Here is a 25,233-nt window from a genome sequence, read left to right as displayed (position 1 = left end):
GCTGGGTAGAGTCTGGCTGACCCAGCAACCAGGAACGTGGCAGAGTTTGAGGGGCTTCATGGGCTAGTCCTTTATCCTTACGGCTCAATGCTTGGCGAAGGTTGGTCGATATTCTGTGTGTGCAAGGCAGATGCGAGCGGTGCAGCTGACCATTGAGGCACAGCCGAATCCTCTTCAACACCGTCGATACCTGCGGTGTCATCCGCGATATCTGAAAGAGGCTCTGTGTCTGCGGGATCAGCCTTCACCTGCTTTCTTTTCCCTGAGGCATTAAGGCTTGGCTCTTCTTCTCTGACATAGGGCTTGTCACTGAAGTAGCAACTGGGCTCCTGGGGATGCTTTGTCTGGAAAACACCAAATTCCCGCAGGCGCTCGGTCTTCTCGATTTCTAGCGTGTCGCAAAGTCCCAGATCACTGTATTCCTCAGCTGGTAGCTCGCGAGGATCATGGAAATCAAAGTGCTGGCTGGCGGGCAAGCAACCTTCCAGGTTGGCAAACCTGAACCATAGGTAGCGTGCAAAGGCTTTAAACGCGCGGCGCAATGTGCTGTTTTCGTACCAGGACGCAAATAGGTTTTCGAGGAAGACCTCGATCTCTTCTACTTGGGGAAGCGACTCAAAGGAGCGCACGATCAGCAGCGCTGTCGGCCAGGACAGAACGTAGTAGGACAGGCGACTACTGCCGGTTTTATCGAAGGCGATCCAGTAGATATCGTTTTCGGCCCAGATCACTTTGATGTGCGCAGCAAGGATCAGCTCCTCAGGAGTGAGCCCCTTTTCGATCTCTCTCTCCAATGCAAGACGAGTTGCCCCCCAGCCGCTCATGACAAAAATCTGCTGAACCAAGGGCAGTGTGCTGAGTGGCCAGTTGGCTTTTCCAATCAGTTCCGCAGCTTTCTGAAGTGCGCGATCTTCACGGGAAAGCTTGTCTGCCAGCCAATCAGTGGATTCGGCTGCTGCCGGCTCCTCATTGTCGAAGACTTCATCCGGGTCAAAGGCATAGGCAGCGTAGTCATCGTCTAGATCACGGAAGTCATCCAGAGCTGCGTTGGTGTCCCCGTCGTGTTCTTTGCCCAGCTCGATGATGGTCAGATCATGCAGGTCATGATCGAAGTCGATGTCATCTTCAGGGTCTTCAAGCCCCAGGCCCATTTGCACCGGACTAGGTACGTCCAGCTCAAGTACATCTTGAGGAAGATCATCATCGTACTCGTCGAGGATCTCGTCATGAACCTCGGAGGGGATGACAGGTTCTTCGGGAACTGGAGCAGTATCCGGCGGCTCGGGTAGCTCATCAGTGTCTGGCCCCGGTGGGCTCAACGGTGATGTAGGGATGATTCTTAGAGGTCGTCCCGATTTATTGAATACTTTGACGCTGGCCTTCGATTCGCCGGGCTCAGTGGGTTTTCTTGGCAAGCCAAGTTTGAGAAGGGGCTTTTTAGGGGGGGGCGAAAAGGCCTCGTCTTCACCTACCTGCTCCTCCACATCCTCTGTAATCGCCGAGGATGCATCAAGAGCGCCGGTCTCCTCGCCAGCAACTGTGAGCTCACTCGTGTCAGTCGTTTCAATAGAGGTGGGTTCAACATGGTTTTCCCACCAACCGTCCTGGTTTAAGGGCGGGAGCTGGGCAGCAGCCTGTTGAATGAAACTGAGCTCGTTGTCGACTGCCACCGTCGAGGTCTGGGCACTGGGCACCGATGGGAGTTCCAGTGTGGCCAATGAAGTGGCTGAGTCGTTTAGAAATGCTAGGTCGCTAGCTGTTGGTAGGTCGTCGTCTTCTGACTCTACTGGAGCTGTTTCAACAAAGGCCTGCTGTTGGCGCTTAAGCAGCAGTTCCCGCTGCTTTGCCTTGGCCGCATCAAGCGGGCGATGTTGCAGCATATATATGCGGCCAAGCAGATTTAGATAGTCAGGTTCCTCAGCAGACTCATTGGCTTCTAGCAGGAGCGACTCTGCTGCTTGAAGCTTGCCCGAGGTAACGAGGTCATTGACCTCGTGGAGTAGGGTTTCTTTGCTACGTTGCTTGCTTTTGAGCGAAGGCGGTTGGGGCGCTCGACTTTTTTTGAAATGCAGAATGAGCTCAAGGCGGCGTCTTATGTCGTCCGCTGCCTGATGATTTTTAAGGAATTCGCTGAGAAGCGTTCGAGCTGTGGCGTGCTGGCCTTGGGTGATCAGAAGCGCAATGGCTTGAAGAAGGCCATCCGAGGAATGACCTTTCAGGCACGCACGAATTTTAGCTTCCAGCTCGTTAGGATCTGATGCCGCATGGCGCCAAAGCTCGTCTAACAGCGATTCCCAATCCATTTCCACTCCGACTCCGTGACGACACAGTTCAGCTTTTTATGGTCTTGGAGCGGTAGCGCCTTGACCGCTCCCCCGCTGCTTAATCCTGTGTCGTTCATCACATTATCCAGACCGGCTTTGTGGGTAAAGGCAAAAAGCCAGCTGAGCACCAATTAATTGTCCGATCAGCCAACACCTACCAGCTGGACTCAAGGAGCCTTGAGAGATGGGCTACCTGGCCCTTATGTGCTCTGAGCATGGATTTCAGCTCGGCATTCTCGTGTTCCAATCGAATGATCGTGTGGCGACGTAGCTCGCTGATCTGGGTTTGCCCGGCAAGTAGCACCTGATTTGCCCGGTTCTTTTGCACCATCGCAATGCCAAATAAGCCAAAAACCATGAGGGAAAGCACCGCTAGCTCTCCATAAACCCACTGATCCATGTGGTCTCCCGTGAAGGTTGCCGACCGGATTGAACTGCCAGGGACACCTTATGTAAGGTTTGGCGACATAGAAATATTGGTTACATGAACAGGTAAACTTTCTGAGCAGGATGCCCCCTATGAAGCGCAAGCAATCCATAGCCAGTGTTCGTTGGGATCTGGCGCTACGTTACCGATTGATTGAGACCATCGCCTTGTGGGAAGGGCGTCTAACTACGGGCCATTTGATGCAGAGCTTCGGCATCAGTCGGCAACAGGCCTCGAAAGACATCAATAGCTACCTGGCGGACTACGCGCCCGATAACCTGGATTACGACAAGCACATCAAAGGGTACGTACCCAGTCGCCGATTCAGTCCGCTATTCATTGATGACAGCGCCAGTGCCTATTTGCATTTGCTGAACCAGAACAGCGAGAGAGCACCCCACATCGAGGGCTTAGCGCTGGCTTATGCGCATACCGAAGTTCTGAATGTGCCGGATCGCTCGGTTAAGCCCGAAGTTCTTCGCCCACTGTTGCGTGCCTGTCGTGAGGGGTTGCGACTTGAGTGTGACTACGTTTCTTTGGCTAATCCCGTAGCCGAAACACGCTTGATTGCTCCGCACACCCTGGTCTACACGGGAATGCGCTGGCACGTTCGGGCTTACTGCGAAAAGAACCGCGACTATCGGGACTTTGTCTTGAGTCGCTTCAGGGGGGAGCTGGACGTGCTGGGCGAGTCAGGCCAAGGCCGCGATGCGGATGACGGTTGGAACAGTGCGGTCGAAGTGGTGATAGAGCCCGACCCTCGGTTGAAACCTGACCAACGCAGCATCATTGAGGCGGACTTTGGGATGCAGACTGGGCAGCTTAGAGTCGCGACTCGTGGGGCACTGGTGCAGTACGTGCTCCAGCGCTATCAGATTGACCCGCACAAGGTGCAGTCCAAGGCCAGCGCCCAACAGATTGTGGTCAGCAACCTCGATGAACTGGGCGTTTGGTTGTATTCCTAGGGAGGGAGTTATTCCGCTGGGCCGTAGGCAATCCGGGCGAGCAGCCAAAAGACGCCGCCTAAAGTTGTTGCGAGCAATCCTGCATCAATTGAGCTGAGCATCCACATTGAACACCTCCAGGTCGTGTTGATGATGACCCTACCGGTATGTGTTGGAGTGATCGACCTGTCGACTTTTCGTGCGTAAACGATTGGTACAGGTATCTGTTGCGATGCAGTAATGGCCAATGCCGCTTGAATCATCGGGTCAATGTGAGGTTGAACCTGCCCCTTGGCTCTGTGAAACTAGGTTGGCTGGGTGTTACCGCCCAGGTGCTCTTTAAACATGGTTATGAATCGGGCTTGCAGTTGGTGGTCAGGAAACTGGCCAGCTCTGGTGTTCTCCAGGGCTACCTTCGCCCCACACCTGTCGTCGCCCCGATGTACGTAGCGCTGAGGGTCACGTGGCAAACGTCACGTGGTTATCAGCGAGGTCTCATCGGCTAAGCGACAGTAAGGCGGCGGACGGCTTATCAATTCTTGATAAGCAGAACTGTGGTTTGTAGCGGCATCTTCAAAGTTCCATTCGGCCCGAAGTGCTTGGCGGCGGGGCAATTTCGCCCGTCTGGAGCAGTAACCATGAAACGTTTGAAGAATGCTGTCGGTCGCACCGATCAGCGCATGCACAACATTGAAGATGCCCGCGTCAAAGGTGGAACCGAGCCTCGCCAAGAGCCGGAACGTAAAGGAGTCAAATGGCTGAAGAAGGTGGCAAAATTTGCTGCCAAAATTGGCCTTCAGCGCCTTGCGGTATGGATCCTGGAAGACCCGGAATCCGCTTGGGATGACTTCCTCCTGAAGGTGGAGGAAATCCTTGAGGTAATCACCTCATGACGCAACAAACCACATCATTCGAATTCCAGTGAGGCCGATCCAGATGATCGGCCTCACGTCATTCTGGGATAGGACATGGATGCCCCCGCGTTACCCCTTTAAACCCATTCACAGCCTGAAGGCCCTCTCGCTAGCGCTAGGAGAGTCTGTCGAGCTGCTTCAGAGCCTGGCCAAACGCAGCTCCAATCTGTACCGCCATGTCCCGCAAACTAAGAAAGATGGCAGCGCGCGTGACACTTACGATGCCTACGAGCCGCTGAAAGCGATCCAGCGCAAAATCGTTGACCGTTTTTTGGTTCGGGTTCGTTACCCCGATTACCTCCATGGTGGGATCAAAGATCCCAATGCGCCCCGTAGCATCTACTCCAATGCCCGGATACACGGGAAGGCGAAAACTATCCTGCTTCAGGATATCAAGGACTTCTTCCCTTCCATCGGCGTGGAGCATGTGCAGCAGATTTTTTCCGGGCTCTTCGGTTTTTCCGACGAGGTGGCACAGCTGCTGGCATTGCTCACCACCCGCGAGGGTGTCGTCCCGCAGGGGGCGAGTACCAGCGGCTATCTGGCCAACCTGGTGTTCTGGGATGACGAACCGGCCCTGGTAGCACGCCTGCGTGCACGTGGCTTCCAGTATTCCCGCTTTGCCGATGACATTACGATTTCCGCCATGACTCATCTGGAGCGTCCAGTGCTGACGGAGTTGGTGGCAGCAGTGACTGACATGCTGGCGAAGAAAGGCTGTCAGCAAAAACGCTCCAAGTTGCATGTGCGTAAACGCGGCCAAACCATCCTGGCGAAAGCAGAGTTTGAGCCCCTGACGGTTACTGGCCTTTCGATCTTCAATGAATCACCCGGCCTGCCGAAGGCAGAACGCAAAGCCATCCGGGCAGCGGTCAAACAGGCTGAAGATCAAGCAAGCCAAGGGGCTAGCTGGGCCGAGTTAGAGCCAACGATTCGCCGAGTGATGGGGCATGTCGGACGATTGATTGCCTGTGGCCACCCCGATGGGGAGCGCTACAAGTTGCGGCTCAAGGCCTTGAAAGCGCGTTGCCAGGTGCCGCTCCTAGAGCGCTATGCGGCGCAGGGGGTCGAACCGGAGGCGTAGGCGGGTTAGAGTTCCACCATCAGCGCCTTGATCCCCACTCATGCGCAGAAACGCCCCACTGCCGTCAGTGAGCGCCACAGCCACACCGGTAGCCATTTCACCCCGAGGCGCAGCTCCAGGCGCCAGGCCTCGCCTTCGCGCAGCACGCGAAACTCCCGCGCCGCCCCGGCCTCGACCAGCGCCTGCAACGTTTCCTGCTCGATGGCTCTTTTCATGGCCCCCTACCCTCGCGTCAAACCAGTCCCCAGGGTTCTGGTATAGCGCAGGGCTGCAAGCCGGATACCGCCATCGGGCGAGCGGTTACCAGCTCTGGTTCAGGTGTGGGGGGCGATTCACCATAACGTCCTATTCTGCGCAGCGCTTATTGCGACCTTCTGACCTGTTCTCGCCATTGCTCATCTTGCTGGGCGCGTTCGCGGGCCTGCTCTTGCTGTTGCAGGCTGGCGGCGATGTCCCGGTGGAGGCGCGCTGACGTTGCGTCCCAGAGCCGGCCGCCCTCCAGGCATTCATCCGACTGCAATGCCTTGCCCGGGACACACTGCGCCATCAAGGCTTCGGCGCGTTGTTGGTCATCCTCATAGCTACCGGCCACGGCGAGCATTGCGGTGGATAACAGCAGCATGAGCGGAACAGCTCTAACGTAGAGCCTCATCATCGAGCTCCTTTTCAGGCCTTGAATACCGTTGTCGTGAATAGCGGCTGGACAACGCGCGGGCTACAGCGCATCGCCACGGGGCCAGCCAAGGGGCTGGCGCGTAGCCCCGGCGTGGATCAATCGAAGATCGCCGCAAATGTCTGCCGGGCCTTCTGGCGAATTTCATCGGTGAAATAGGGGGCCAAGGCCGTCGCTGCGCTCATCAGCATCGCCATGTCATCGACGTACCCGAGTGGGCCGAGATCAGGAATCAGATCAATCGGGCACACAAAATAGGTCAATGCGCCGAAGCCTAAGGCCCTGACCGGGGTCGGGGTCTTCTCATCGCTTGAGATGTAGTACACCTCAAGTGCCTTCAGGATGACTTTGCTCCCGGCCTTCTTAGCGTACGTGGCTACCTTTGCCCAAAAGTTGCCTTCACTGAAATCGTCTGCGTTGGATTCGAAGGTGGTCATGTTCTTTCTCCTATGAGGTCGTTGGCGCCACGGCCGTATCTGCGCGTGGTGAGATAATAGTTGTTCATGGATTATTAACCCGTCAAGTGGGTTTAGATATCTTTTTGAGGTAAGCACACCGAATTTGAGTTACAACCACTGCGTGGTATGCTGCGGCGATTAGAACGACGAGGAGACGGCTATGAGCCTTCCAACTAGGAGCGCGACCTACGCGTCGGTCATTGGGGCGGTACTGAGTGAAGAACGCGAGCGGCGGGTAATGACCCAGGCGTCGGTTGCCGCCATTGCCGGCCTGACGCAGTCGACGTGGGGAAGAATGGAGCTCGGCCGAGCCTGTACCTTGGAAAATTTAGGAAAGGCGTCGGTAGCCTTGAACATCAAGCTGTGGGAGCTGATGAAGGTGGTCGACGACAGGGTCGCCGGCCTGGAGAATCAGGGGATTCAGGTGGTGTATGAGTTGCCGACGGAAGAAGAGCTCAAGGCCAATCAGGAGCACTGGGTGGTAGGCAGTAGCCAGATTTCCAAGCTCTCGCTCGTCGGTCTAGGCGCGCTTTCCGGGATCGCTCTAGGGGGGGTCAGCTCCTACATTGCGTCCATTTTCAAGAAATGACTGCCGTTCGAGCGATCAGGCACGCTAGCAAGAGATGGCAATGATGACGTTATCGTCAGTCGAATGAGCTGGGTTGCTGAGTCTGCACGGCGCAACATGACGGCGGCCTATTAACCCGATGCCCTGAACGGGCAATGCCCCACTGCCAGCGTTGATCCACGCCCCTGTGCAAAACTGCCCCACTGCTGTCAGCGGCGGCCAAAGGCAGATTGGCTCGCGTTGCGAGTGCACCGGTGGCTACTTCACCCTGTGGTCTAGCTCCAGGCGCCAGGCGCTCCCTTCGTGCAGGACGCGAAATGTTTCTGCAGCGCCGAATGCACTGATGCCAGCAACGTCTACTGCTCAATGGCCTTGTTCAGGGCTTGGCGCCGTCGTCTGCATGCATTGGGTCAGTTCATTGCCCTTGCAGCAGAATGTCGATTTCTGCGGAGAGTCGATGCATCTGCTCGAGCACCGGCTTAGGCAGATGCGCTGAGGCGATCGCAGGATAGCGACCTTCTAAGCCACGTCGATCAGACAGCAGGATCTCCAGGTAGCGGCGGAGCTTTTTCGCTGAGGTCGAGGGGCGATTCAGCTGTTTCTTCAGCGTCGCCGTGAAGCGCACCAAGGCGGCGGCATTGTCGTCGTCATGGTCTTCGACAAAGATTTTCTCGGCCAGCGCGGCCTGGCTCAAACCTGTCTCTAACAACCTTTGCTTGATGAGGGCTTGCAGTTGTTTGACCTCGTCCATAGCTGTCCCCGTTTGTCCCTGGCCGCTGTTTAGAGTCGACCATGCACCAAGCGTGGTGCTAACTCAAGGAGACCGGTATGACCCAAAAAAAACCTATGACCCAAGCGGCCGCTGCCCGAATCCAGCGCGCCGAGGCGCTCAAGCAGGGTGGCCAGGTGGCGACGGATGGCTTTTCGTCGCGCGCTCAAAAAGCCGCTGTGCAGCCGCAAAAGGCGGCGGACTCATGCGAGCGTAAACACATGGCGAAAGGTGGCAGCAGTGGCAGCAAGGGCGGCGCCGGACAGGGCGCTGGGAACAAAGGTGCGCCATCAGGTGGCCGTCCCGCCACGGGTGTCCCGGGCGGCAATTATCCCAGCACCACCGGAAATCCATCGGGGGGCGGACGCGGCAACGGGCCTCGCGGACGTTGACTTAGGGTTGTAGCGTGAGCGCGCGTGCCAAGTGCCAGTGCTTGCCACGCGCGCATGCTCACGGGGCCACGCAGCTGGGGGCGGCAGCCCGCATCGCGTTCCAGAAGGCCATCGGCTCGCCCTGGTAGCGCTTGAAGTCGATGGTTTTCTGGGTTTTTTCTAGGGCGCAGGCACACACCCGGAACTTGGTGGTTGCCACGCGCTGGTAGTCGATGTCCCGTCCCCCCGTGGTGCAACTTTCAATCAAGGCGTACTCGATCGCCACGGGATAGCGATGGGGTTCTAACAGGTCGTCGATCTTGTGCCCGGCATAGCCACCGATGGCGAGCGCCGCCCAGGCCGCGACGATGGTCTTCTTGGCGAGTTTGAGGGTGTGGAAGCTGGTCTGACAGTGGCTGCAACTGATCGCCTCCGTGACGTTGAAGGTGGTCGGTTTGCTGCACTTGGGACAGGTGATTTCCATGTGGCGTCCTTGCTCACTCGCTGGCGGGTCATGGTGGAGCACGGCTGATTCGGTCACCGCGCCACTGCGTGGGCCGGCGTCGTCCCCCCTAGAGTGGCGGCCAGGCGGGCTGAATCCTCGCGATGCGCTACGTTAGCTCCCCCACCGTCGTGCGACGGTAGTGGCGTGCTCATCAGCATCGTCGTGGCGCCGCCTGTCGGTGTTACGGAGCATTCCGGCTGTTGGGGCGTATGGGAACAAAAACGGCGGATGTCGTCTGCAGTTTCGTCGATAAATTTCGTCAACTTATTGAAATATAAGTATTTTTATTTTATGGCATGGCTTGTGCTTAATTTCTTGTACAAGAAAAACAATAGCGACAACTACAACGATTCGACTCTGGCACAACAACAACAAGACGACAGAGTGGAAGCAAACCGATTTTTTTGGAGAGGGTGTGCCGTTTCGGGCCTCCGACGACCAGCGCAAGAGAATAAAACTACCTGCAGGTAGCCCCGCACTGGTTAGCTCAGTTCATGGCAAGGGTAAGACCGGCTGCCAAAAAAATCTGTTTGCCTTCGACCCCGTGTGGGTCGGCTAAGCCTGGCGCGCTGCGCGTCAGTCGCTAAAAACAACAACAAATTGATCAAGAAAAGCAACAACACACGCAATGATCTTAAAAGGGGAGCTACGGCTCCCCTTTTTGCTTTCTGATGTGTGCTGCCCGATGCTCGCCGTGCTAACTGTTATCCGGTCTCAGTCCCATTACCAATGGCATAGCACTAGCTCAGTGGCAGCTGTACTGAGTGTTGGGTTAGGAACCGGTTACCCCTATCCTCCCAGCGGCTTTTCTGGTGGCTTAATCAGGGTAATGCTGCACTCCTGGCCTGTTTTCAGATCCTTGCCATCCCACCCGAAATCCTGCGCAAGATGATGAAATGTCTCGTGCATACCCAGGGCTAGGTAGCGGCCTCGCTTCAACACTTTGAGCTCGAGGGAGGTTGGCTCGAGCTCTGCGATATGCAGCCAGTTTTGGTCTTTGGGCGATGCTTTGAGCGCCACCGACAAGGCGGCCAGCTTGGCCGCTACGGGGTTTATTTCGGGGAAAACGAACCAAATATTTGGTACCCAGTGGCGAAGGGCGAGGGCCAAGTACAGCAGTTCAAAGGCCATCGCAGTCGCTGACTTCGAGCGGCCACCGACGCGCGCAATAACGGCCGCGTGGGGGCGCTCCTTGTCCATCACCAGATAGTGCGGGGCAACAAATTCGGTGCCCTTGGTTTGGCGAAGAATCTGTCCCTTCGGCGCGCCAAAAAACGCAGCCCCCGCGCGTGCGATTGCCTGCGTGCAATTACGCTCATGGCTGGTGGTCAGGCGCCGAGCATCATCCCGACTGATGATCGATTTGGCCGTGAGATCCTGCTCGCGCAGACTGGCATACAGCGCTTTCAGCTCATCCAAGGATACCGTGTTACTCAGTACCCCCGGGAGCTGTTCCGCCGCCAGCGTTTTGTTGATGCGCGAAATTTTCTCGAGTAGATCCGCCTGCATGTAGCTGCACCGTACAGCGTCGGGCGACAGTTCGTGGCACTCACTGTCTAGGTAGCGTCCGGCCTTCATCACTCGGACGAACGACGCGTCCTTCAACCCGGCAGCGTGCGCGTGACGCGCGATGACGTCGGCACGATGTTCACCAGCCGCCAGACAGACGGGCAGCGCTTGCTCCGCCACGCGGTAGTGGCCGAACCAGGCGGTGTTGATCTTTCGCCCCACGTAAGACTCCCCCGCGCTCTCGGGGATGGAGAGCGCTGTCAATTTATGCTTAATTGTTGCTGAACCATAATCTATCTTGACAGGCGCTTCAACATCACCTACTCCTAGAAAAAGACGTTGTCTGAATGGGTCAAAAATAGATGTTGAGTTGTGATATTTATGGCTTGCAATGGACTCTCGAAATGAACAACGTGCCTCGTGCTACGACGGACAGGCGGTCGCCATGAAGACAGATGCCCTCTCTCCGTCCCACAGTCGTGATGTGGCTCGCCGCACCCGCCGTGGGCGGAAGGCCTTTGTCATGTGCTCACCGAAAAATGGTCGGGTGGAAATTCGCCTGGAGTCACGCTTGGAGCAGTCCGTGGCTCAGGCCCTGGAACTGGATCCACGGGTACGCAGTTACCGAGCTCAGCCGTTCACCCTTGAGCTTTCCTCGGGGCGGTTGCTCCCTGAGCGCCCCAGGCATCGCCAGGACGGGCAGATGTTCTACACCCCGGACTTCGTCGTGGATGTGAATGGCTTGGAGGTGGTCGTCGAGGTGAAGCCCGAGGCCTTCGTTGAGGGGCATCGCGAGTGGTTTGCCCACTTGAAAACGCAATTCCTGGCCCTTGGACGGCGCTTTGTCGTGATCAGCGAAGCGGATCTTCCTGCTCCATACCAGCGCAACCTGAAACTTTTGCTGCCTTTTGTGACCCAGGCTCACAGCCATTTGGCGGGATGGGCCGAGCCGCTCTCTGTACTTGCGCCGGAGCAACTTCGTGGCCCACTCAATCAGGTACTCGCCGGCCTCACGCCGGCCAATTACTACCTAGGAGCGGGTCTGCTGCTGGGGGTTTTACGTTTTGACCTGTGCAAGCACTGGCTGGAGCACATGGACTTCATGGTAGAGCCCGCGTTTGGTTCGCTCGGGGTGTTCGAGGTGCTGCGGTATGAGTAACACATTGGCAGTGGGGCAGGCGCTGGAGAAGGATGGCACCTGCTACCAGATCAAGGCGATCAAGCCCCTGCTAGGCGATATCGACCTGGAGGGCAAAGGTGGGATGGTAGTGACCCTGGCGCTGCGGGATTTCCACAATGCTATCGCTGGAGGGGAGATCCGACTCTTGTCCAGTTTGATCGAACCGGTACCACGAGTTACGACGCCTAAGGAGAGGGAGGAAGCTAAGTTTCGCTTGGCGTTACTGGAGTTCAACTCCCAATTAGCGAGGCTGGCGCTCGATGAGCAGGATCACAGACTGAGACTGGAAATCTTCTGTGGCCAGCGGGGGCGTAAGCTGCCGTGCCTCAAGACGATGGCGAAATATCGTCAGGCTTTCGCGGCGTCAGGGTTTGATGGGCTCATCCCACGATTCAGTCGTCGCGGAGGTTCCGGCTGGTCGAGTAAACGGGCAGCCAAAAAGCTCGCTGAAAAGGTCATCACGAAAACCTTCATGCGGGACGACAAGCTCAACCTGAGCAACGTTGCGCTGTTGGTCAATACCCAACTGAAAGACGAGTGCCCTTCAGGTAGCGTCCCAGGGCTACTGGATCGAAAAACCGTCAGCCGCTTGATCCAGCAGATGCCCAAACAACTCGTTAAGGAAGGGCGGCTCGATCCACGGACATTTGCATTGTGGAACCGTCAGGCTGTTCGTTGCTTCGATGTAAAGCAGCCGTTCGAACGCGTCGAGCTGGATGCCAAAACGATCGACATGTACTGCCTGGATGAGGTGGGAAATCACTATACCCAGCTAACGCTTTACGCGATGACCTGCCCTTACGCGTCCTATCCCCTCGCGATCTATGTTTGTGCTGGGAAACCCAGCGAATACACCCTGCTGAAGCTTTTTGAGACCTTTTTCACTCCCAAGGACGCGGCATTCAAGCGGCGTTTTGGCATCAAGACCGATTTGGTCGCGCCCTGCGCGCTTTCCACCGTGGTGTATGACAACGCGGTAGAAAACACCTCCAACCTTGCCATCGATCTCCTGCGCGAGGTTGGCATCAGCTTTGAATACGCCCGAGTGGCTCGCGGTGATGACAAGGGACACGTTGAGTCCCTGTTCGGCGCGCTCGACAAGCTCCTGCTTCATAAATTTCCGGGGTCGACGCGCAGTCAGGACAAGCGGAACAGCAATCGGCACGCAAAGGCAAAGGCCGAGGCGTGCTATACGATCGAGCAGATTTACGGCGAGATCATGAGGTTTGTGGCGGACTATTACATCCATGTGCCGAGGGAAAAGCTGGGTTTTCGTTATCGCGAGCAGACTTCCATCCACCAGGCGATGGCCAAGGCCATGCAGCAGTTCATGCCGTTGCCTCCGCCGCCTCTCGAGAAGATCCAGCGGCTGATCCTCAGCATCAACCGAATCACGCGCCGACTGCAGCATTACGGTGTGGACTTTGAAGGGTTCCAGTACCACAGCCAAGAACTCGCTGAGCTGGCTCGGCGGCGCACCATCCAGAGTCTGGAGATTCTTTATAACCCGGACGATTGCTCGGCGGTGTTCGCCGTACACCCGGATGATCGCAGTCTGATTCGCCTGCATAACAAAATGCCGGCCGTTCCGGCAGTGTCTTTCGACGTCGCGAAGGCCCTGAGGAAGCGGTATACCGGACACGGCGTGATGACGGGCTTTGACTATCAGCAACTGCGTGCAGAGGCATTAGCACGGTACACGCGCGATAGTCAGCCTGGGCATCGTAGGAAGGTTGCTGAGAATAATCGCGAGGCGCGGGCACGTGAACAGCGCCAGCATACAGCAGAGGTACAGCAGCAGCTGGAGGCACAAGTAGCACCGCCGATGCTGCCGGAAACGCCCCACCACATGAGTGCCGATGAGATTGTGGTGCCGGCGCCCCGGCGGGAGCGTTCGAATGGCTAGTTTCCATCCGCTGATCTGCCATGCGCGTTTCTTGGCTGCCGAGGACGCCATGAATGATGTGCTGTTACGTGCACGCGCGGGGAGCCCGCAGATTCTGCCCATCGTGGGGCCCAGTCGAGTGGGCAAGTCCACGCTGCTACGCAGTCTGCCAAGCCCGATGCCCGGTACGGCGACACGCGAAATTCTCATTGTCACCAGTCCCAAGCATCTGAGTCGTCGAGCACTCCCAGACGCCTGCCTGACGTCGCTGGGCATGCCGCCAGATATGTATCGCAACCAGGTCGTGGCAGACCACGCTCTGCTGCAGGGGCTGAGGCAGGCGGGCACCAAGCTCATCGTCTTCGACGAAACGCAGCATATGCTCGAACGGGGAGGTACCGTTACGGTGCGTGCCGCTGGGGACTTCCTCAAGTGGCTCTTTGACGAGGCGGGCTGCGGTTTGTTGCTGGTTGGTCTGCCGTCCATGTTGGGCCTGTTCCAGGCCAATGAGCAATTGGCTGGCCGGTCGCGCCGGGAGATCGAGTATTACCCCTATCAGTGGCAGGGTGCCGAGTTTCAGGCGTTTCGTGCCGCGTTGGCGGGTGCCTTGGCGGCGCTCGTGGAGATGGGCTGGAACACATTCTCTGCCGGCGATTATGAGTTTGCCCAACGCATGTATCTGGCCTCGGCGGGCCGTTATGGCGTGGTGCATCGCCTGTTCCAGGAAGTGGTGTCGATCTCAGATGCTGAGCATCAACCCCACGAGGCGGATTATCGCCAGTTTGCTCGGGCGTTCGATCAAGCCATCATGGTGTCGGGTCAGCGCCTCAATCCGTTCGAGGACGGTGTGGCCATAGAAGCGGAGCGGCTGGCGCAGGCTTACGTTTCGGTTATGCACGACGCTGGAGTGCTGCACGGAGGGCATAACCATGCTGCCCTTCGCGCCTGAGTCGTTCGCTGATGAAAGCCTGACCAGCTATCTGCAGCGTCTGGCCGTCGCCCATTTTGTCCCCAGCACTCAGCAGTTGTTGCGCCCTGCCGGGTTGCGCACCAAACGGCTATTCAACGTCGAGGAACTGCAGCAACTCGCCGAATACTATGCCCTCAACCGGGAGCCGCTCATTGCGATGGCCAGATTCTCCTCGTCGCTGGGCGGCTTGGCTCGTGGCGTATTCCTTCGGCAGGCCGCTGCGGTGTGCCCGCAATGCCTGGCTGAGGCACCTTATCTACGCCAAGCCTGGCATCACGAGTTGCTGACGGCGTGCGTGCACCACGGTACAGCGCTGATGGACAGCTGTTCGGCCTGTAAGCGGCCCATTAGCCATAGCCAGGGGCCATTGACCCGTTGCCGGTGCGGAACGGATTTCTCACAGCAGCGCATGCCGATCGCCGATGCGGCGAACCTGGCGGTATCTGCCCTTATCGGTGGCGAGGAACACGCTGTTCACTCAATGCAGCAGCAGCTGGGCGGGTTGACCGCGTTGCCCGATGATATCGATACGTTTGTCGTATTCCTCGCCAACCTGACCCGAGCCCAGCGGTGGCGCCGGGGCAGTCCTATTCCTCTTCGCGAGGCAGAGGGACTGAATCGAGCCGCCCATCATTTCCTTGAAGATCTGCCCGAGCGATTTCGAGCATTCGTGCTGCAGCGTATCCAGCAGGCCAATCAGCGACAAAACTCGAAATTCATTGCGCATTTGGGCAGTTGGTATCGGCAGCTCAATCGGGAGTTTGATCGGCCAGAGTATGCCGTCGTAGTGCAAAGTGCTGCTCAGTGCCTGGTGCAACACGCCGTGGCACCGATCAATCGGAAGATGAAGCAGATCGGCAGTGACCTGCTCGGGCAGAAGTCGAGCTATACCACCGCCGAAGCAGCTCGCCTGCTGGGCTCCTCTCCCGATCGGATCATTGCCTATGTCAAAGCCGGCCGCCTACGCGGACAGGTGCTGCAGGGCGGCGCCAATGAGTATTGCCTGGTGGCTCGTGCGGAGGTCGAGGCGCAGCAGCGTCTCGCCAATGAGGTGCTCACGGCGCGGGACGTACAGCGGTTACTCAATATCTCTCGCCACCTGCGCGAGCGTTTGGTCGAAAGCGGAGTACTGCAGCGAATTCCAGAGTCGCAGCGACCCCTGTTCGGTAGGGGGGATTTCTGGCGTGCAGAGGTCGAGCAACTCAAAGATCGATTGATGGCTGCCTACGTTGACCGGAAAGCTGGAACGACAATAAGTCTGGAGGAGATAAACGCGCGACGTTTCCCCCGTGATCAGGTTACCGAGTTGTATCGCCAAATCGGTGCGGGTCGGCTTCGACCGGCTCTTCGGCTTCCCAACATTGAGGGGTTGGCGGCGCTGCGCTTCGATCAACGCGAGCTACTGGCCGTTGTCGAGCCCAATGGTGTATCAGGCGTTGAGCTGAGTATTACCGATCTGACCAGACTCACCCGTTGGAAGCACCAGACCATCAGAGGCTGGATAGAAACTGGCCGGTTGCCGTGTCGACGGGAAATGGTGGCTGGCAGGGAGCGGTGCTGGATTTCCGTGGCGCAACTGATCGAATTCCTGTCTCGCAACATCGTGTTGGCCGATGTCGCGGAGCAACTGAACACCAAATCGGCCTGGCTATACCCACCGCTCATGAGCCAGGGGGTGACAGCGCAACCAGGCCATTCTGCCAGTGTCGGCATCCAACGGGGTTTGCTCATCAGCACGTCGGCGGTAGTGAATGTCGCATCGCAGCGGCCAGCCGATTGGCGCCGTAGTCCGGAGAGGGTGCTGAGCGAAACCTCGCATGAGGACGCCGATTTCGTAAACGCTGAGCATGTCGTCGGAGGGCGCGATGACCAGGCCTATTAGTCGCGCGACTGAGCAACGTCTGCTGCAGGCCTTGCGCCGTGATTTCAATGAGCCGATCACGGCCTACCTCACGGACGTTCGCATTTGCGCTGGTTGTGCATTGGGCATCGTCCATTGGGATTCCAAGCGGCGATTCCGGAACGGGCATCTGATCCGGACGTCGGACATCCATCGAGTGGTGCATGACGGTCTCTACTGGTTGCTGTGCACGAGAGGGCATAGCCAGTACTTGGTTGTGACATTCCAGCGGCCCGGAGGCCGGAGATCGCTGGATGTGTTTTTGGGAATGCTGTGTCGCGGGATTTTTGAGTCGCCACCCACGCTGCAGTAGCTGACGCCAGTGCGTGACGTTGAGCGCGAGTTTCAGCTGAGCAAAGAAGCGGCAATCGAGTAACTCCAACGGGAGGTCGCGCGATGGATGTGGAACAGTTCGTTGGCCAGTGCTGGGATGTCTTGCATGGGGAGGGGACGCCCCTGGAGGGTTGCCTGCTCGAGGAATCAGAGGCGCTAGCTGAAGCTCAGCGGCGCTATCCGAACAAACCTTTTTGCCTGGTGCGGCAGTGGTCGCGCATCAACTTGGAATGCGAGCCGGAAACACTGAATTACCTGGCGAGCGTGGGGTTGCGAGCGGCCGTGATTTTCGCCCATCAGGTGGTATTCGATAGCGCCAGTCGCTGCCCACCGGGCAGTTGGATTCGCAGCACTTACGAGGTGGCCTGGGACGTGGCCGGGTTTTTTGAGAGCAAGCACACGGTGTATGTGTTGCTGGGGCCGGGCGTACAGAAAACCGCTTCGCTCCGGGCAGTGCTGGCCATTCATTAACGACTGCAGACGAGCCGGTTGATCATTTGTCATCGGCCGTCGGTGGTGATGCCAATTGCTCGTCATGAAACGTGGAGTACAGCGCCTTGACTGTGCTGACCAGTTCAGCCGAGCTGATCAGCCCGATTTCGTACAGCTGCAGCAGGCCCTGCACCTTAGGGCTCGTAGTGCAGCCAGAGAGTGCCAGGGTTGCCTCAACGTGCCGACATGTTTTTTGGCGAAAAACGGGGTCGCTCGTGTCGTGGTTCATCGCAGTGGCCCGGGTTTTTTCTGGCGGTTGGTGGAATTTTAGCGCCGCCATCGTTGAATAGGCGGCCGAACTGACGATGTCGACGAGGAATAGGCGGTCAGGCTGTCCAGCTGAATTGGCGGTGAGCTGGTACTCGGCAGGAGGACAACGCGATGCTGGACGATGCTGCTGTTGAGATCTACCGCCTACAGGTAGCTAGGAGGCGCTTATCGCGCTTGGTGAGTCAGGTCGCGAGTGGCGCATGCGTCATCATCACCAAGCACGGTCGCCCCGTCGCCCAAATGGTGGCCGTTGACCTGCGTGTCTTTGAGCTATTGCCGCAATTTCGAGTGTTGCGCGCAGGTCAGTCGATGACCGCGAGGTCGGACACGGCAATCGGCCTATTGCTGGCACGGATCGACCGGCAAATCGCCGAGCAACCGGAGTATCTGCGGTGTGTGGACGAGAGCCTGCTGCTGCGCATCGATGCGCTGATCCAGGGAGTAGCGATCGACCTCGACTCCTTATTGTCTGCGGAGGACGAGTAGGTCTCTTTCACCAGTAGATGAGCGTTTGACCTTGTACCAGGGGTCGATGCATGACGGAGGACGGCTATGGCGAGTGGCGATGATGACGACGTGGTGTGGACAAATCCGGACATCATGGGCGGCGTGCCGGTATTCAGGGGGACGAGGATTCCGATCGATATGATCCTCGGGAGCCTGGACGCTGGTTATTCCCTCGAAGAGATCCTCGATGACTACCCGCAGTTATCGGCAGAGAAAATTCAGCAGGCTCGTCTGTACAGGCTGGCTCACCCACGCGGTGAACTGCCGTCTCGCTGATCGCAGTGGTCGTTGCCCCTCGTTAAGCCCACCGGCGAAATCGTTTAATGCGGCATGGGGTGGTGCGCATGCGCCGCGAAGATTCCGAGGGTTGCCAATGTTCGAGCAACTGACGATTCAGACCTATGTGAAGGGCTGCTGGTACGACGCACTGGTACTGACGGTTGAGAACCCTTCTGATGTTGAGAACAGCCCCTGCTGGGTGACCTACGTCGACGACTACCTCTCCCAATTTATCAACCAGAGGGACTCCCTCTTAGAGACGTCCGTCAGCGTGAACCTGGAGTTGAATTGGGCGCTCCGACGTTCAACTGGCTATCCCGCGTTCATTCTCGACATCATTCCTGCCGGGGCGGCGCGGAGAGGATTGAAGAAGCGCTTCGAGAGAGCGGAACCTCTGGGCATGGAGCTGGACTTCTTCCTCCTCCAGCGCCACACGCCGGCCCCCATTGGCCATATGCGCGTGAAGCAGTCATGCGCGGGGTTGGATAAGTGCACGCCCGCTGCTTTTCCTCGCAGCGAGATTATCCAGCGCTCCGACCGCTTTCTCGAATACGCCGCCGAAGCCGGTGCTGCCATCAGTGCTGGGACTGGCGCACAGGGCGAGGCCCCCAAGCTGCTGGTGAGCGAAGATTGGACGGGCGCGCTACATCTGGATGCGCTGCTGCCAGATGACCAGGTGCGACGCCATTGGTTGGTGAAGTTCTCGCGCAACGACGTCAGCGAGCGCGACAAGAACATCCTGCGAGCCGAGTACCAGTATTACCGAGCGATCGCGACGCTGGGCATGAACACGGTTTCTACCGACGGGCTAGCGCTAGAGGACGCCGAGAGCCCCAGCCTGTGGATGCCTCGGTTTGATCGTAAAGTGCGTGCCGATGGTCGCATTGAACGGCTCGCGGTTGAGTCGCTTTACTCGGTTTGCGGCAATAGCATTCCCGGTTCCTATATGCGGCATGAGGATGTGCTTCGTCGCCTACTCTTGCTCTGGCGAGCGAACCAACAGGCTGACGAGATGGAGGAATTGGCGTGTGAGTACCTGCGCCGCGATTTGCTCAATCGAATCCTCGGCAACTCGGACAACCACGGGCGGAACACCTCGATCCTCCGGCACGACGGCCGCCTTCAACTGGCGCCGATCTACGATTTGGCGCCCATGGTGATGGACTCAGAAGGAATCACGCGCACCACGAAATGGGCGCGGGAGCGAATGGGGGCGCCGGATTGGTCGGCGGCCTGCGCATCACTTGGAGGGATTCTCGACCCCGACCGACTGTTTGGCCGACTTAGAGCGGCTGCTCAAGAGTTCAGGGCGTTGCCCGAGCTGCTGAAGGAGATGCCGGATGAAGTGCGAAGGTCTCCGTCGATTCCGCTAAATAACCTGGATGCACGTTTGCGTGAGTGGGGTCTTTTTTGAGGTGCACTACAACGGCACGAGGAGGATGACATGTCGAAAAATCCGACGGATCCACATGCGCACTGCGATGTATGCCGGCAGGAGCTTCCGCTCGAAGCAGATGGCTGTCGGTGCGGTGAGTTAGTGGCGAACTGGGGGGCGGGTGCAATGAACCCCGGTGAACAGTATCGACTGTGTCTCTGTGAGAACTGCTTCTTTTATGCCCTGTCGACGCTTCGCCGGGCCCGATGTGTAGCGACAATGTTCGATGACGAGGGCTGGCCGGATGTGGAGGACTTTGGTCGAGTGGATCTCGATCCTTCTGCGACAGAGCGCTGATGATGAAGGTAAGCAGAGACAGGCGCAGAGCTGATGTCCAGCAACGGTACGATTAACTGCCCCCTGTAGGAGATAAAGACGATGTCCAGCGTGCTGGAGCAGAGGCATAACGCCAACTGGATCAGCGTGCCCCTTGACGACCAAACATCGGCTGCTGCTGGCGCCACAGGCCGTCCTCGATCGCCTGAATAAGCGAGGTCGGCGTATCCGCTGCAAACCGCCAGGCCTGAAGTTCCAGGTAGCCGTCCAATGCTGCCGGCAGCCAGTGACAGAGCTGCATGGCGTAGGTACGTGCATAGCCGTATCCAAAATGCTGCTTGATCCGCTCAAGCAATTTTTGCGAGCTCCCCACATAGAGGGTCGCCGAAGGCGCCTGTTGACGTGCGTAGGCGCGATTGGCCTGGCCATTGTTTTTGGCATCAGCAAAGGCGGCATGCAGTGTCGGTACCAATCCAGGATCGGCAACCGCGAGTTGATACAGGTAGGGTGTTGCCGATTTCCCTTGGCCGGCCCACTGGCTCAGGGACTGCAGGGCTTGCTCGGGATAGCCTTGGTGGATCGCTGCCAGCGGCACACGGATCTGATGGTGCGCGATAACGTTGGCCTTACGCACAGCATTAGCCTGGGCCTGCAGGTCGTCAGCGATCCGCTTCAACACGCGTTCATCGAACATCAAGCGCCTCCTGGGTGGCGGATGGGGGGAGCGTGAATAAATGGTGAGCGAGCAACCGTGTCGAGTTACGAGCGCGCTCGTTTGGCCGGCGCATGCTGTTCAAGGAAAGCCTTGGCTTTGGTCTGATCGATTTCCAGGGCCTTGACGCTGCGGGTAAACGACAAGTCCGGGTAGAGCTTGCTGCAGCGGCTAAACACCCCGGTGGCCACGAGCGCGTCGACCACTTCGGTGGTTACCTGCATGGTGTTGCGATAGCTGGGGGACTGCAGAAACCGGTCACGCACCAGCGGATCCAAAGTGCAGGTCTGTTGCGCCGCAGGGAAGCGATCGAACACTTGGGCGCGGGAGTTGATCGCCATGTGTTCGTCCAAGTCACCGTCCCTAATGCCGGTGAGCCAGAACTCAATCAGTTGGACGACGTCCAGCTTGGCGTCGGAGCCGCCGTGGGGCAGGCTGACATAGCGCCCATCTGCCGAGAGCAGCGTCGCGCTGGCCGGTATAGCGCCTTGCCCGTTGAGCAGTTGGCGGTACTGGTCAATCGGCAGTACGGCAAACATCGGGGTGCCATCGGCGTCGTGAATGTACTGTACGGTCATGGATGAGCTCCTTAGTTTTCCTTAATTTATCTTTATTTTAAAATAAATCAAGAAAATTTTAGGAGTCGAACCGCCCTTCGCATAACCCGTGATCGGTGCAATGGCGGTTCGCCGGCAGCTAGCCTTGTCAAGGAGCCTGATGTGTTGCTGGATCAACAGATCATGGTGCAGTCAGATGAGGCGCGTTGGTCAATCGATTGAGTCGCCGCCTGGCTACCAGTCAGTCGGGGGATTCGTCATTCGGTGTGCTGGCGAGCCTCGACGGTGGTAGGGCGGGGCCTAAATAGGTGCCCTGTAGTGACGTGCGATCGAACGTGAAGACATGGATATGGGGGCTTTCGAGGCAGCGGCCAACCAGGGGCAAGCACTGATCCGGTTTGCCTGGCATTAATTCGATGGTGCCGCCGCACAAGGGACAGTCAGCGTCATAGCGCACCAGGCGGATCCAGCGTTGCTTGTCGTGACGGAAGATCTCCAGCTCGCAGGGATCTTCAAGAACGGCGGGCACCCAGTACGGTGCTTTGACGACTCGCTCATCCAGCAGGCGAAACCAAGGTTCATAGAGCTGTTTCCAGCCGATCCAGAAGCCTGCCAAGCACACGAGCAAGATCACCAGGCTGCTCGAGGTCAGTGGCTGGTGAGTGAGTCCTAAGGCCAGCAAAACCGCTGCCAGGCTCAAGCCCCACAGCAGTGTGCCGATGAGCACACCGACCAGCAGCGTAAGTCCACGTGGGCTGCGATTACGGATCTGTCCGTCTCTCATCAGCCAGCGGATCAGTAGGGAGGGTTTGACTGTGCCCCGGGCAGAGCGCCGGTACTCGACGGAGGGCGCCGGCTCAGATGTCGTGTCTAGCGCAGAGTTATCAGGCGCTGCGGCCAGCTCAAGCCAATACAGGCTGGGGTTACCGCGCCCTCCGCCTTTGGCATAGCCAAACTGCAGATGCGGTAACGGTAGCGCGTGCTGAACTCGCGTCAGCGTCGCCTCTAGCACTGGTTTCTTCGGCATCCAATCCTTAGGCAACATCTCCCGCTCTGTTGGGTTGGCGCAGGCGCTTTGCAGGGCCAGTGCCTCAAAGGTCAACGGCTGTGCGTTTGTCTCATCGAGTCGCGTCAGGCTCTGGTCAACCATGAACTGCAACAGCTCATAGGTGCGGCCGGTGAAGGGACGATCGGTGAGTTCCTGTTTGAGGCGACTGAGCGCGTTTTGCATGCCTGCCATCCCTGGTTGTCAGCGAAATGCCGGTTGTAGCACTCCGATGCAAAGTGGGAAAAGCGGAATCCTTCTGAATGCGGCAGTTTAGCCAGCATGGATCAGCGATGTTGGCGGCGGGCTCGTAAAGGACGGAGGTCGCCATGTCCATGTCTGTTGCCGTGAATCCGCTGAAGCAAATTGTCCATATCGATGAGGTTGAGCGTGGACTCGCTTGTGCCTGCGTTTGCGTGTCGTGTGGTGAGTCTGTAGTGGCCCGTAAGGGCATGTTTCGGGAGCACCACTTTTCCCATCAGTCGCGCAAAGCCAGCTGCACCATTGTCCCTGAGAGTGTGTTGCATCGCTATGCCAAGCAGGTCATCCGCGAGGCGATGGGTCTCCAGTTGCCGCCGATGCCAGGGCAAGCACCAGGTTCCGAAGACACCAGTAGCTGGTGGGATTTCGAGGCGATCGAGGAAGAGGTGTGGTTTGACGGAGTACGTCCGGATCTGGTGGCACAGCTCCCGGATGGGGATCTATTAATCGAGATCGCCGTGACCTCTTTCGTGAATGAGGAAAAGCTGGCACGGCTGCGAGCCAAGGCCACGCGCGTGGTGGAAGTTGACCTGCGCGAATACGCCCATCAGGCGGCACGCGTCCCGTCGGCCAGCTTGCGCGCGTTTATTCTGCATGCCGTGCAGAACAAACATTGGCTAATTCCTCTCGCAGGTGAGCCTGCAGAGATCCTGGCGGAGGCTGTCAGTAGCAATACCGAGGCTCCAGACTCCTTGGCGGGGCAAGGGTTGCCGCGACGCTTCGTCGTGGGGGGCATGTGGATCGACGCCTGGCTGCTGCCTTTTGGCGCCTTGGCGCTCCGCAGCGTGGCTTACAGCCCAGCGGTAGCGCAGTACTTGAAGCTGCTGGCTCGGCGTTTTGGCGGGCGCTATGCCCCGAAATACCGCAATTGGGTGTTTCCCCTGTGGGCAAGTGAGATGGTTTTGGCAGAGCTAGGCGCGCTAGAGCTGCAGGGTATCGCTTCGATGGTCACTCTCATTCCAGAGGCCGGGCATCCAAGCTCACCGTCTCCATGATCGGGACTGGTTCCGCAAGCATGTCGAAATGGCGGGGTGACGGCGTGGTTATAGCTCAGTCAGTAGTGATCCAACGGCACTAGTGATCGTTAGGGGGACGTTGCTTTAGTTCCTCTTCTTGGCGTGTCTTGATGATGGCTTCCAAGTCGGTGATGTGTCTGCGGGTCAATTGTCCCGGCAAGGCAAACGACAGGAGCATGGCCAGGCAGGCGAGGAATAGTAGGAAGCCCTCAACTCCGATCTGCACGGGGTCAGGCCAGGCTAGGTTTAATGAGGCCAAGAAAGCCAGAGCCAGAATCGCCAGGTACAGATAGAACAGCGCTGCATGCCGCTTCAAATCACGTCGTATCTGTATCAGGTAGAAGGTATCTTGCCGCCAGTTCCTGCCCCGAAGGGCGCGCTCATTGCCGACGATGGCCATGACGGCGATCAGAAAGCCCGCCAGGATCGAGAAGACTGTGACGAGCACCGTTAGGGCATTACTGTTGTTGTGGTACTTGGCCTGGAATTGCCACGCAAAGAACGCCGCGATCAGTGTATAGAGCCCGAAGAGTAAGATTTTCCGCCAGCTTACCTTGGGCTCAAATGTGGTTATTTCTGCCATAGCTTTTGCATGACGAGCTCGTCCCTGTAGTCGTTCAGCTCCTTGTAGACCTCAGTATTGATCAGATCGTTGGCTCCGTCGCGGCGCAGTAAACGAACCCTCTTGGTTGGGTTGACCTCACCCAAACGAATGGCGGTGCCTTTCTTGGTGATGACAGTGACATCGATGCTGTCATCCTCTTCGTCCAGAACGTCCTCGCCGACAGAGCGCATGGCGTCGAGCACAATCGCTTCCGCCCTGGAGCCGCCATCGGCCTTGATCACGGTGCTGACTTGGACTTCGCCCCAATGCTGTGCCAATAGAGCTCGTTGCGTATCGCTGACGTCTTCGGCGAACAGATCTTTTAGTGTGCCAACGAACGATTTCAGGCGAGAGGATACAGTTGCTGTACCGTTGGTTTGGCCGTCCAGCTCCTGTGTCGCGCGGTACATGGTGGTGTTCAGGCGCAGCTCTTTGATGCCCTCGTCTTCCAGCACCTTTTTCTTGTTTTGGTTGGTCACCTTACGCAACTCGAATGCCACGTCACCTGAGCGCAAGGTGGCCTTGCTGATTAGTTCACGTAGATAGCTGGCGATGGTGGGCACTCGAAAGCTGCCCTCGGTGACGAGGAGAACATCGTTTTGATCAATGAGCACGAACGCTTCGGACAACTTGAACGCCCGGTTGGCTGGGGCTTGGGTGGCCTGGTCAAGATCAGCAGCCGCAGTCACCTTGAGCCCCATAGTGGTCATCTTCTCCCCAGGTACGCCAGCGCCGATAGCGAGACACAGAGGATTGGTCAATGTTGTGTCGCGGTGACGGATACCTACGATACCGAGTGTCCCCATAGCGATCTCGGTTTGCGCCATGTTGCCCAGTTTGCTCATGGCCGAGCGAATCAGTTGCTCCAACGGCTTGTTTGGGGCGGTGTTTTGGTTATAGGTCGCTCGGACGTAGTGGATGGGCTTCTGGACGGGACGGCGGGACACTGTGGGCACTCCATTGCG

The 25,233-nt window shown here is 57.8% G+C and carries 27 protein-coding genes; 13 read left to right on the top strand and 14 right to left on the bottom strand.

Annotated elements, in window-relative coordinates:
* Positions 1–77 precede the first annotated feature (77 nt).
* Together ACNFIA_RS03190 and ACNFIA_RS03185 are read right to left on the bottom strand one after the other, a co-directional pair.
* Complete coding sequence (locus ACNFIA_RS03190; protein WP_416782848.1) at positions 78–2,303, bottom strand: hypothetical protein; 2,226 nt, start codon at positions 2,301–2,303, stop codon at positions 78–80.
* 175 nt (positions 2,304–2,478) lie between these two features.
* Positions 2,479–2,724: a hypothetical protein gene (locus ACNFIA_RS03185; protein WP_273234944.1), complete on the bottom strand. Its 246-nt coding sequence runs from the start codon at positions 2,722–2,724 to the stop codon at positions 2,479–2,481.
* A 119-nt stretch (positions 2,725–2,843) separates the two neighbouring features.
* On the opposite strand from ACNFIA_RS03185, the gene ACNFIA_RS03180 reads away from it, so the two are divergent.
* The 3 genes from ACNFIA_RS03180 (at position 2,844) to ACNFIA_RS03170 (ending at position 5,693) form a co-directional block, all read left to right on the top strand.
* Complete coding sequence (locus ACNFIA_RS03180) at positions 2,844–3,716, top strand: helix-turn-helix transcriptional regulator (protein WP_416782847.1); 873 nt, start codon at positions 2,844–2,846, stop codon at positions 3,714–3,716.
* Between the two features lie 617 nt (positions 3,717–4,333).
* Positions 4,334–4,588: a hypothetical protein gene (locus tag ACNFIA_RS03175; protein WP_416782846.1), complete on the top strand. Its 255-nt coding sequence runs from the start codon at positions 4,334–4,336 to the stop codon at positions 4,586–4,588.
* A gap of 43 nt (positions 4,589–4,631) precedes the next feature.
* Positions 4,632–5,693, top strand: coding sequence for a reverse transcriptase family protein (locus ACNFIA_RS03170; protein WP_416782845.1), 1,062 nt, complete (start codon positions 4,632–4,634; stop codon positions 5,691–5,693).
* Between the two features lie 38 nt (positions 5,694–5,731).
* On the opposite strand, the gene ACNFIA_RS03165 is transcribed toward ACNFIA_RS03170, so the two are convergent.
* From ACNFIA_RS03165 to ACNFIA_RS03155, 3 genes are all read right to left on the bottom strand, one after another.
* Positions 5,732–5,908: a hypothetical protein gene (locus ACNFIA_RS03165; protein ID WP_416782844.1), complete on the bottom strand. Its 177-nt coding sequence runs from the start codon at positions 5,906–5,908 to the stop codon at positions 5,732–5,734.
* A 146-nt stretch (positions 5,909–6,054) separates the two neighbouring features.
* The gene (locus ACNFIA_RS03160; protein WP_416782843.1) at positions 6,055–6,345 is read right to left on the bottom strand and encodes a hypothetical protein; all 291 of its coding nucleotides are present in this window, start codon (positions 6,343–6,345) and stop codon (positions 6,055–6,057) included.
* Positions 6,346–6,464: 119 nt separating this feature from the next.
* Positions 6,465–6,803, bottom strand: a complete 339-nt coding sequence (locus tag ACNFIA_RS03155) for a YkvA family protein (RefSeq protein ID WP_416782842.1) — start codon at positions 6,801–6,803, stop codon at positions 6,465–6,467.
* A gap of 181 nt (positions 6,804–6,984) precedes the next feature.
* Between ACNFIA_RS03155 and ACNFIA_RS03150 the strand changes: the two genes are divergently transcribed.
* Positions 6,985–7,413: a helix-turn-helix domain-containing protein gene (locus ACNFIA_RS03150; RefSeq protein WP_416782841.1), complete on the top strand. Its 429-nt coding sequence runs from the start codon at positions 6,985–6,987 to the stop codon at positions 7,411–7,413.
* A gap of 394 nt (positions 7,414–7,807) precedes the next feature.
* Here the strand turns inward: ACNFIA_RS03150 and ACNFIA_RS03145 are convergent, their stop codons facing one another.
* From ACNFIA_RS03145 to ACNFIA_RS03135, 3 genes are all read right to left on the bottom strand, one after another.
* Positions 7,808–8,143 carry a hypothetical protein gene (locus tag ACNFIA_RS03145; RefSeq protein WP_416782840.1) on the bottom strand — a complete coding sequence of 112 codons (336 nt, stop codon included), beginning with the start codon at positions 8,141–8,143 and terminating at the stop codon, positions 7,808–7,810.
* Between the two features lie 468 nt (positions 8,144–8,611).
* Complete coding sequence (locus tag ACNFIA_RS03140) at positions 8,612–9,016, bottom strand: hypothetical protein (RefSeq protein ID WP_416782839.1); 405 nt, start codon at positions 9,014–9,016, stop codon at positions 8,612–8,614.
* Positions 9,017–9,826: 810 nt separating this feature from the next.
* Positions 9,827–10,768 (bottom strand): hypothetical protein, encoded by a 942-nt coding sequence (locus ACNFIA_RS03135; RefSeq protein WP_316136208.1) that lies wholly within the window; start codon positions 10,766–10,768, stop codon positions 9,827–9,829.
* A 169-nt stretch (positions 10,769–10,937) separates the two neighbouring features.
* Here ACNFIA_RS03135 and ACNFIA_RS03130 point away from each other — a divergent pair, with 169 nt between their 5' ends.
* The 5 genes from ACNFIA_RS03130 to ACNFIA_RS03110 all read left to right on the top strand — a co-directional run bounded on the left by ACNFIA_RS03130 (position 10,938) and on the right by ACNFIA_RS03110 (position 17,285).
* A complete protein-coding gene (locus ACNFIA_RS03130; RefSeq protein ID WP_416782838.1) occupies positions 10,938–11,705 on the top strand; it encodes a Tn7 transposase TnsA N-terminal domain-containing protein in 768 nt (255 codons plus the stop codon).
* Complete coding sequence (locus tag ACNFIA_RS03125) at positions 11,698–13,632, top strand: Mu transposase C-terminal domain-containing protein (RefSeq protein WP_416782837.1); 1,935 nt, start codon at positions 11,698–11,700, stop codon at positions 13,630–13,632. Before ACNFIA_RS03130 ends, ACNFIA_RS03125 begins: the two co-directional genes overlap by 8 nt.
* The gene (locus ACNFIA_RS03120) at positions 13,625–14,560 is read left to right on the top strand and encodes a TniB family NTP-binding protein (RefSeq protein ID WP_416782836.1); all 936 of its coding nucleotides are present in this window, start codon (positions 13,625–13,627) and stop codon (positions 14,558–14,560) included. The genes ACNFIA_RS03125 and ACNFIA_RS03120 overlap by 8 nt, the downstream gene beginning before the upstream one ends.
* Positions 14,541–16,463, top strand: coding sequence for a TniQ family protein (locus ACNFIA_RS03115; protein WP_416782835.1), 1,923 nt, complete (start codon positions 14,541–14,543; stop codon positions 16,461–16,463). Before ACNFIA_RS03120 ends, ACNFIA_RS03115 begins: the two co-directional genes overlap by 20 nt.
* Positions 16,464–16,877: 414 nt before the next feature.
* Positions 16,878–17,285, top strand: a complete 408-nt coding sequence (locus ACNFIA_RS03110) for a DUF6957 family protein (RefSeq protein WP_416782834.1) — start codon at positions 16,878–16,880, stop codon at positions 17,283–17,285.
* A gap of 22 nt (positions 17,286–17,307) precedes the next feature.
* Here the strand turns inward: ACNFIA_RS03110 and ACNFIA_RS03105 are convergent, their stop codons facing one another.
* On the bottom strand, positions 17,308–17,439 hold the full coding sequence (locus ACNFIA_RS03105; RefSeq protein ID WP_416782833.1) for a hypothetical protein: 132 nt from the start codon (positions 17,437–17,439) through the stop codon (positions 17,308–17,310).
* 248 nt (positions 17,440–17,687) lie between these two features.
* Here ACNFIA_RS03105 and ACNFIA_RS03100 point away from each other — a divergent pair, with 248 nt between their 5' ends.
* From ACNFIA_RS03100 to ACNFIA_RS03090, 3 genes are all read left to right on the top strand, one after another.
* The gene (locus tag ACNFIA_RS03100; protein WP_416782832.1) at positions 17,688–18,062 is read left to right on the top strand and encodes a type II toxin-antitoxin system PrlF family antitoxin; all 375 of its coding nucleotides are present in this window, start codon (positions 17,688–17,690) and stop codon (positions 18,060–18,062) included.
* A 66-nt stretch (positions 18,063–18,128) separates the two neighbouring features.
* Positions 18,129–18,359, top strand: coding sequence for a DUF433 domain-containing protein (locus ACNFIA_RS03095; protein WP_416782831.1), 231 nt, complete (start codon positions 18,129–18,131; stop codon positions 18,357–18,359).
* Positions 18,360–18,456: 97 nt separating this feature from the next.
* Positions 18,457–19,776 carry a type II toxin-antitoxin system HipA family toxin gene (locus tag ACNFIA_RS03090; RefSeq protein ID WP_416782830.1) on the top strand — a complete coding sequence of 440 codons (1,320 nt, stop codon included), beginning with the start codon at positions 18,457–18,459 and terminating at the stop codon, positions 19,774–19,776.
* 439 nt (positions 19,777–20,215) lie between these two features.
* On the opposite strand, the gene ACNFIA_RS03085 is transcribed toward ACNFIA_RS03090, so the two are convergent.
* The 3 genes from ACNFIA_RS03085 to ACNFIA_RS03075 all read right to left on the bottom strand — a co-directional run bounded on the left by ACNFIA_RS03085 (position 20,216) and on the right by ACNFIA_RS03075 (position 22,573).
* Positions 20,216–20,767, bottom strand: coding sequence for a GIY-YIG nuclease family protein (locus ACNFIA_RS03085; RefSeq protein WP_416782829.1), 552 nt, complete (start codon positions 20,765–20,767; stop codon positions 20,216–20,218).
* 65 nt (positions 20,768–20,832) lie between these two features.
* Entirely contained in the window at positions 20,833–21,363 is a 531-nt protein-coding gene (locus ACNFIA_RS03080) for a hypothetical protein (RefSeq protein WP_416782828.1), read from the bottom strand.
* A gap of 220 nt (positions 21,364–21,583) precedes the next feature.
* Entirely contained in the window at positions 21,584–22,573 is a 990-nt protein-coding gene (locus ACNFIA_RS03075; RefSeq protein WP_416782826.1) for a hypothetical protein, read from the bottom strand.
* Positions 22,574–22,716: 143 nt separating this feature from the next.
* Here ACNFIA_RS03075 and ACNFIA_RS03070 point away from each other — a divergent pair, with 143 nt between their 5' ends.
* Positions 22,717–23,643: a competence protein CoiA family protein gene (locus ACNFIA_RS03070; RefSeq protein ID WP_416782825.1), complete on the top strand. Its 927-nt coding sequence runs from the start codon at positions 22,717–22,719 to the stop codon at positions 23,641–23,643.
* Positions 23,644–23,722: 79 nt separating this feature from the next.
* Here the strand turns inward: ACNFIA_RS03070 and ACNFIA_RS03065 are convergent, their stop codons facing one another.
* Both ACNFIA_RS03065 and ACNFIA_RS03060 read right to left on the bottom strand, forming a co-directional pair.
* On the bottom strand, positions 23,723–24,247 hold the full coding sequence (locus ACNFIA_RS03065) for a hypothetical protein (RefSeq protein ID WP_416782824.1): 525 nt from the start codon (positions 24,245–24,247) through the stop codon (positions 23,723–23,725).
* Complete coding sequence (locus tag ACNFIA_RS03060; RefSeq protein ID WP_416782823.1) at positions 24,235–25,215, bottom strand: hypothetical protein; 981 nt, start codon at positions 25,213–25,215, stop codon at positions 24,235–24,237. Before ACNFIA_RS03060 ends, ACNFIA_RS03065 begins: the two co-directional genes overlap by 13 nt.
* Positions 25,216–25,233: the final 18 nt, after the last annotated feature.

It is taken from the genome of Pseudomonas sp. NY15437 (genome assembly GCF_048068435.1).
GTDB classification, from domain to species: Bacteria; Pseudomonadota; Gammaproteobacteria; order Pseudomonadales; family Pseudomonadaceae; genus Pseudomonas; species Pseudomonas nitroreducens_B.
This window is presented reverse-complemented; position numbering and strand designations above follow the sequence as displayed.

Bases quoted from the DNA above. Each gene is read 5' to 3' on its own strand.
- ACNFIA_RS03190 (WP_416782848.1), bottom strand. From the start codon at position 2,303: ATGGATTGGGAATCGCTGTTAGACGAGCTTTGGCGCCATGCGGCATCA.
- ACNFIA_RS03185 (WP_273234944.1), bottom strand. From the start codon at position 2,724: ATGGATCAGTGGGTTTATGGAGAGCTAGCGGTGCTTTCCCTCATGGTT.
- ACNFIA_RS03180 (WP_416782847.1), top strand. From the start codon at position 2,844: ATGAAGCGCAAGCAATCCATAGCCAGTGTTCGTTGGGATCTGGCGCTA.
- ACNFIA_RS03175 (WP_416782846.1), top strand. From the start codon at position 4,334: ATGAAACGTTTGAAGAATGCTGTCGGTCGCACCGATCAGCGCATGCAC.
- ACNFIA_RS03170 (WP_416782845.1), top strand. From the start codon at position 4,632: ATGATCGGCCTCACGTCATTCTGGGATAGGACATGGATGCCCCCGCGT.
- ACNFIA_RS03165 (WP_416782844.1), bottom strand. From the start codon at position 5,908: ATGAAAAGAGCCATCGAGCAGGAAACGTTGCAGGCGCTGGTCGAGGCC.
- ACNFIA_RS03160 (WP_416782843.1), bottom strand. From the start codon at position 6,345: ATGAGGCTCTACGTTAGAGCTGTTCCGCTCATGCTGCTGTTATCCACC.
- ACNFIA_RS03155 (WP_416782842.1), bottom strand. From the start codon at position 6,803: ATGACCACCTTCGAATCCAACGCAGACGATTTCAGTGAAGGCAACTTT.
- ACNFIA_RS03150 (WP_416782841.1), top strand. From the start codon at position 6,985: ATGAGCCTTCCAACTAGGAGCGCGACCTACGCGTCGGTCATTGGGGCG.
- ACNFIA_RS03145 (WP_416782840.1), bottom strand. From the start codon at position 8,143: ATGGACGAGGTCAAACAACTGCAAGCCCTCATCAAGCAAAGGTTGTTA.
- ACNFIA_RS03140 (WP_416782839.1), bottom strand. From the start codon at position 9,016: ATGGAAATCACCTGTCCCAAGTGCAGCAAACCGACCACCTTCAACGTC.
- ACNFIA_RS03130 (WP_416782838.1), top strand. From the start codon at position 10,938: ATGGACTCTCGAAATGAACAACGTGCCTCGTGCTACGACGGACAGGCG.
- ACNFIA_RS03125 (WP_416782837.1), top strand. From the start codon at position 11,698: ATGAGTAACACATTGGCAGTGGGGCAGGCGCTGGAGAAGGATGGCACC.
- ACNFIA_RS03120 (WP_416782836.1), top strand. From the start codon at position 13,625: ATGGCTAGTTTCCATCCGCTGATCTGCCATGCGCGTTTCTTGGCTGCC.
- ACNFIA_RS03115 (WP_416782835.1), top strand. From the start codon at position 14,541: ATGCTGCCCTTCGCGCCTGAGTCGTTCGCTGATGAAAGCCTGACCAGC.
- ACNFIA_RS03110 (WP_416782834.1), top strand. From the start codon at position 16,878: ATGGATGTGGAACAGTTCGTTGGCCAGTGCTGGGATGTCTTGCATGGG.
- ACNFIA_RS03100 (WP_416782832.1), top strand. From the start codon at position 17,688: ATGCTGGACGATGCTGCTGTTGAGATCTACCGCCTACAGGTAGCTAGG.
- ACNFIA_RS03095 (WP_416782831.1), top strand. From the start codon at position 18,129: ATGGCGAGTGGCGATGATGACGACGTGGTGTGGACAAATCCGGACATC.
- ACNFIA_RS03090 (WP_416782830.1), top strand. From the start codon at position 18,457: ATGTTCGAGCAACTGACGATTCAGACCTATGTGAAGGGCTGCTGGTAC.
- ACNFIA_RS03085 (WP_416782829.1), bottom strand. From the start codon at position 20,767: ATGTTCGATGAACGCGTGTTGAAGCGGATCGCTGACGACCTGCAGGCC.
- ACNFIA_RS03080 (WP_416782828.1), bottom strand. From the start codon at position 21,363: ATGACCGTACAGTACATTCACGACGCCGATGGCACCCCGATGTTTGCC.
- ACNFIA_RS03075 (WP_416782826.1), bottom strand. From the start codon at position 22,573: ATGCAAAACGCGCTCAGTCGCCTCAAACAGGAACTCACCGATCGTCCC.
- ACNFIA_RS03070 (WP_416782825.1), top strand. From the start codon at position 22,717: ATGTCCATGTCTGTTGCCGTGAATCCGCTGAAGCAAATTGTCCATATC.
- ACNFIA_RS03065 (WP_416782824.1), bottom strand. From the start codon at position 24,247: ATGGCAGAAATAACCACATTTGAGCCCAAGGTAAGCTGGCGGAAAATC.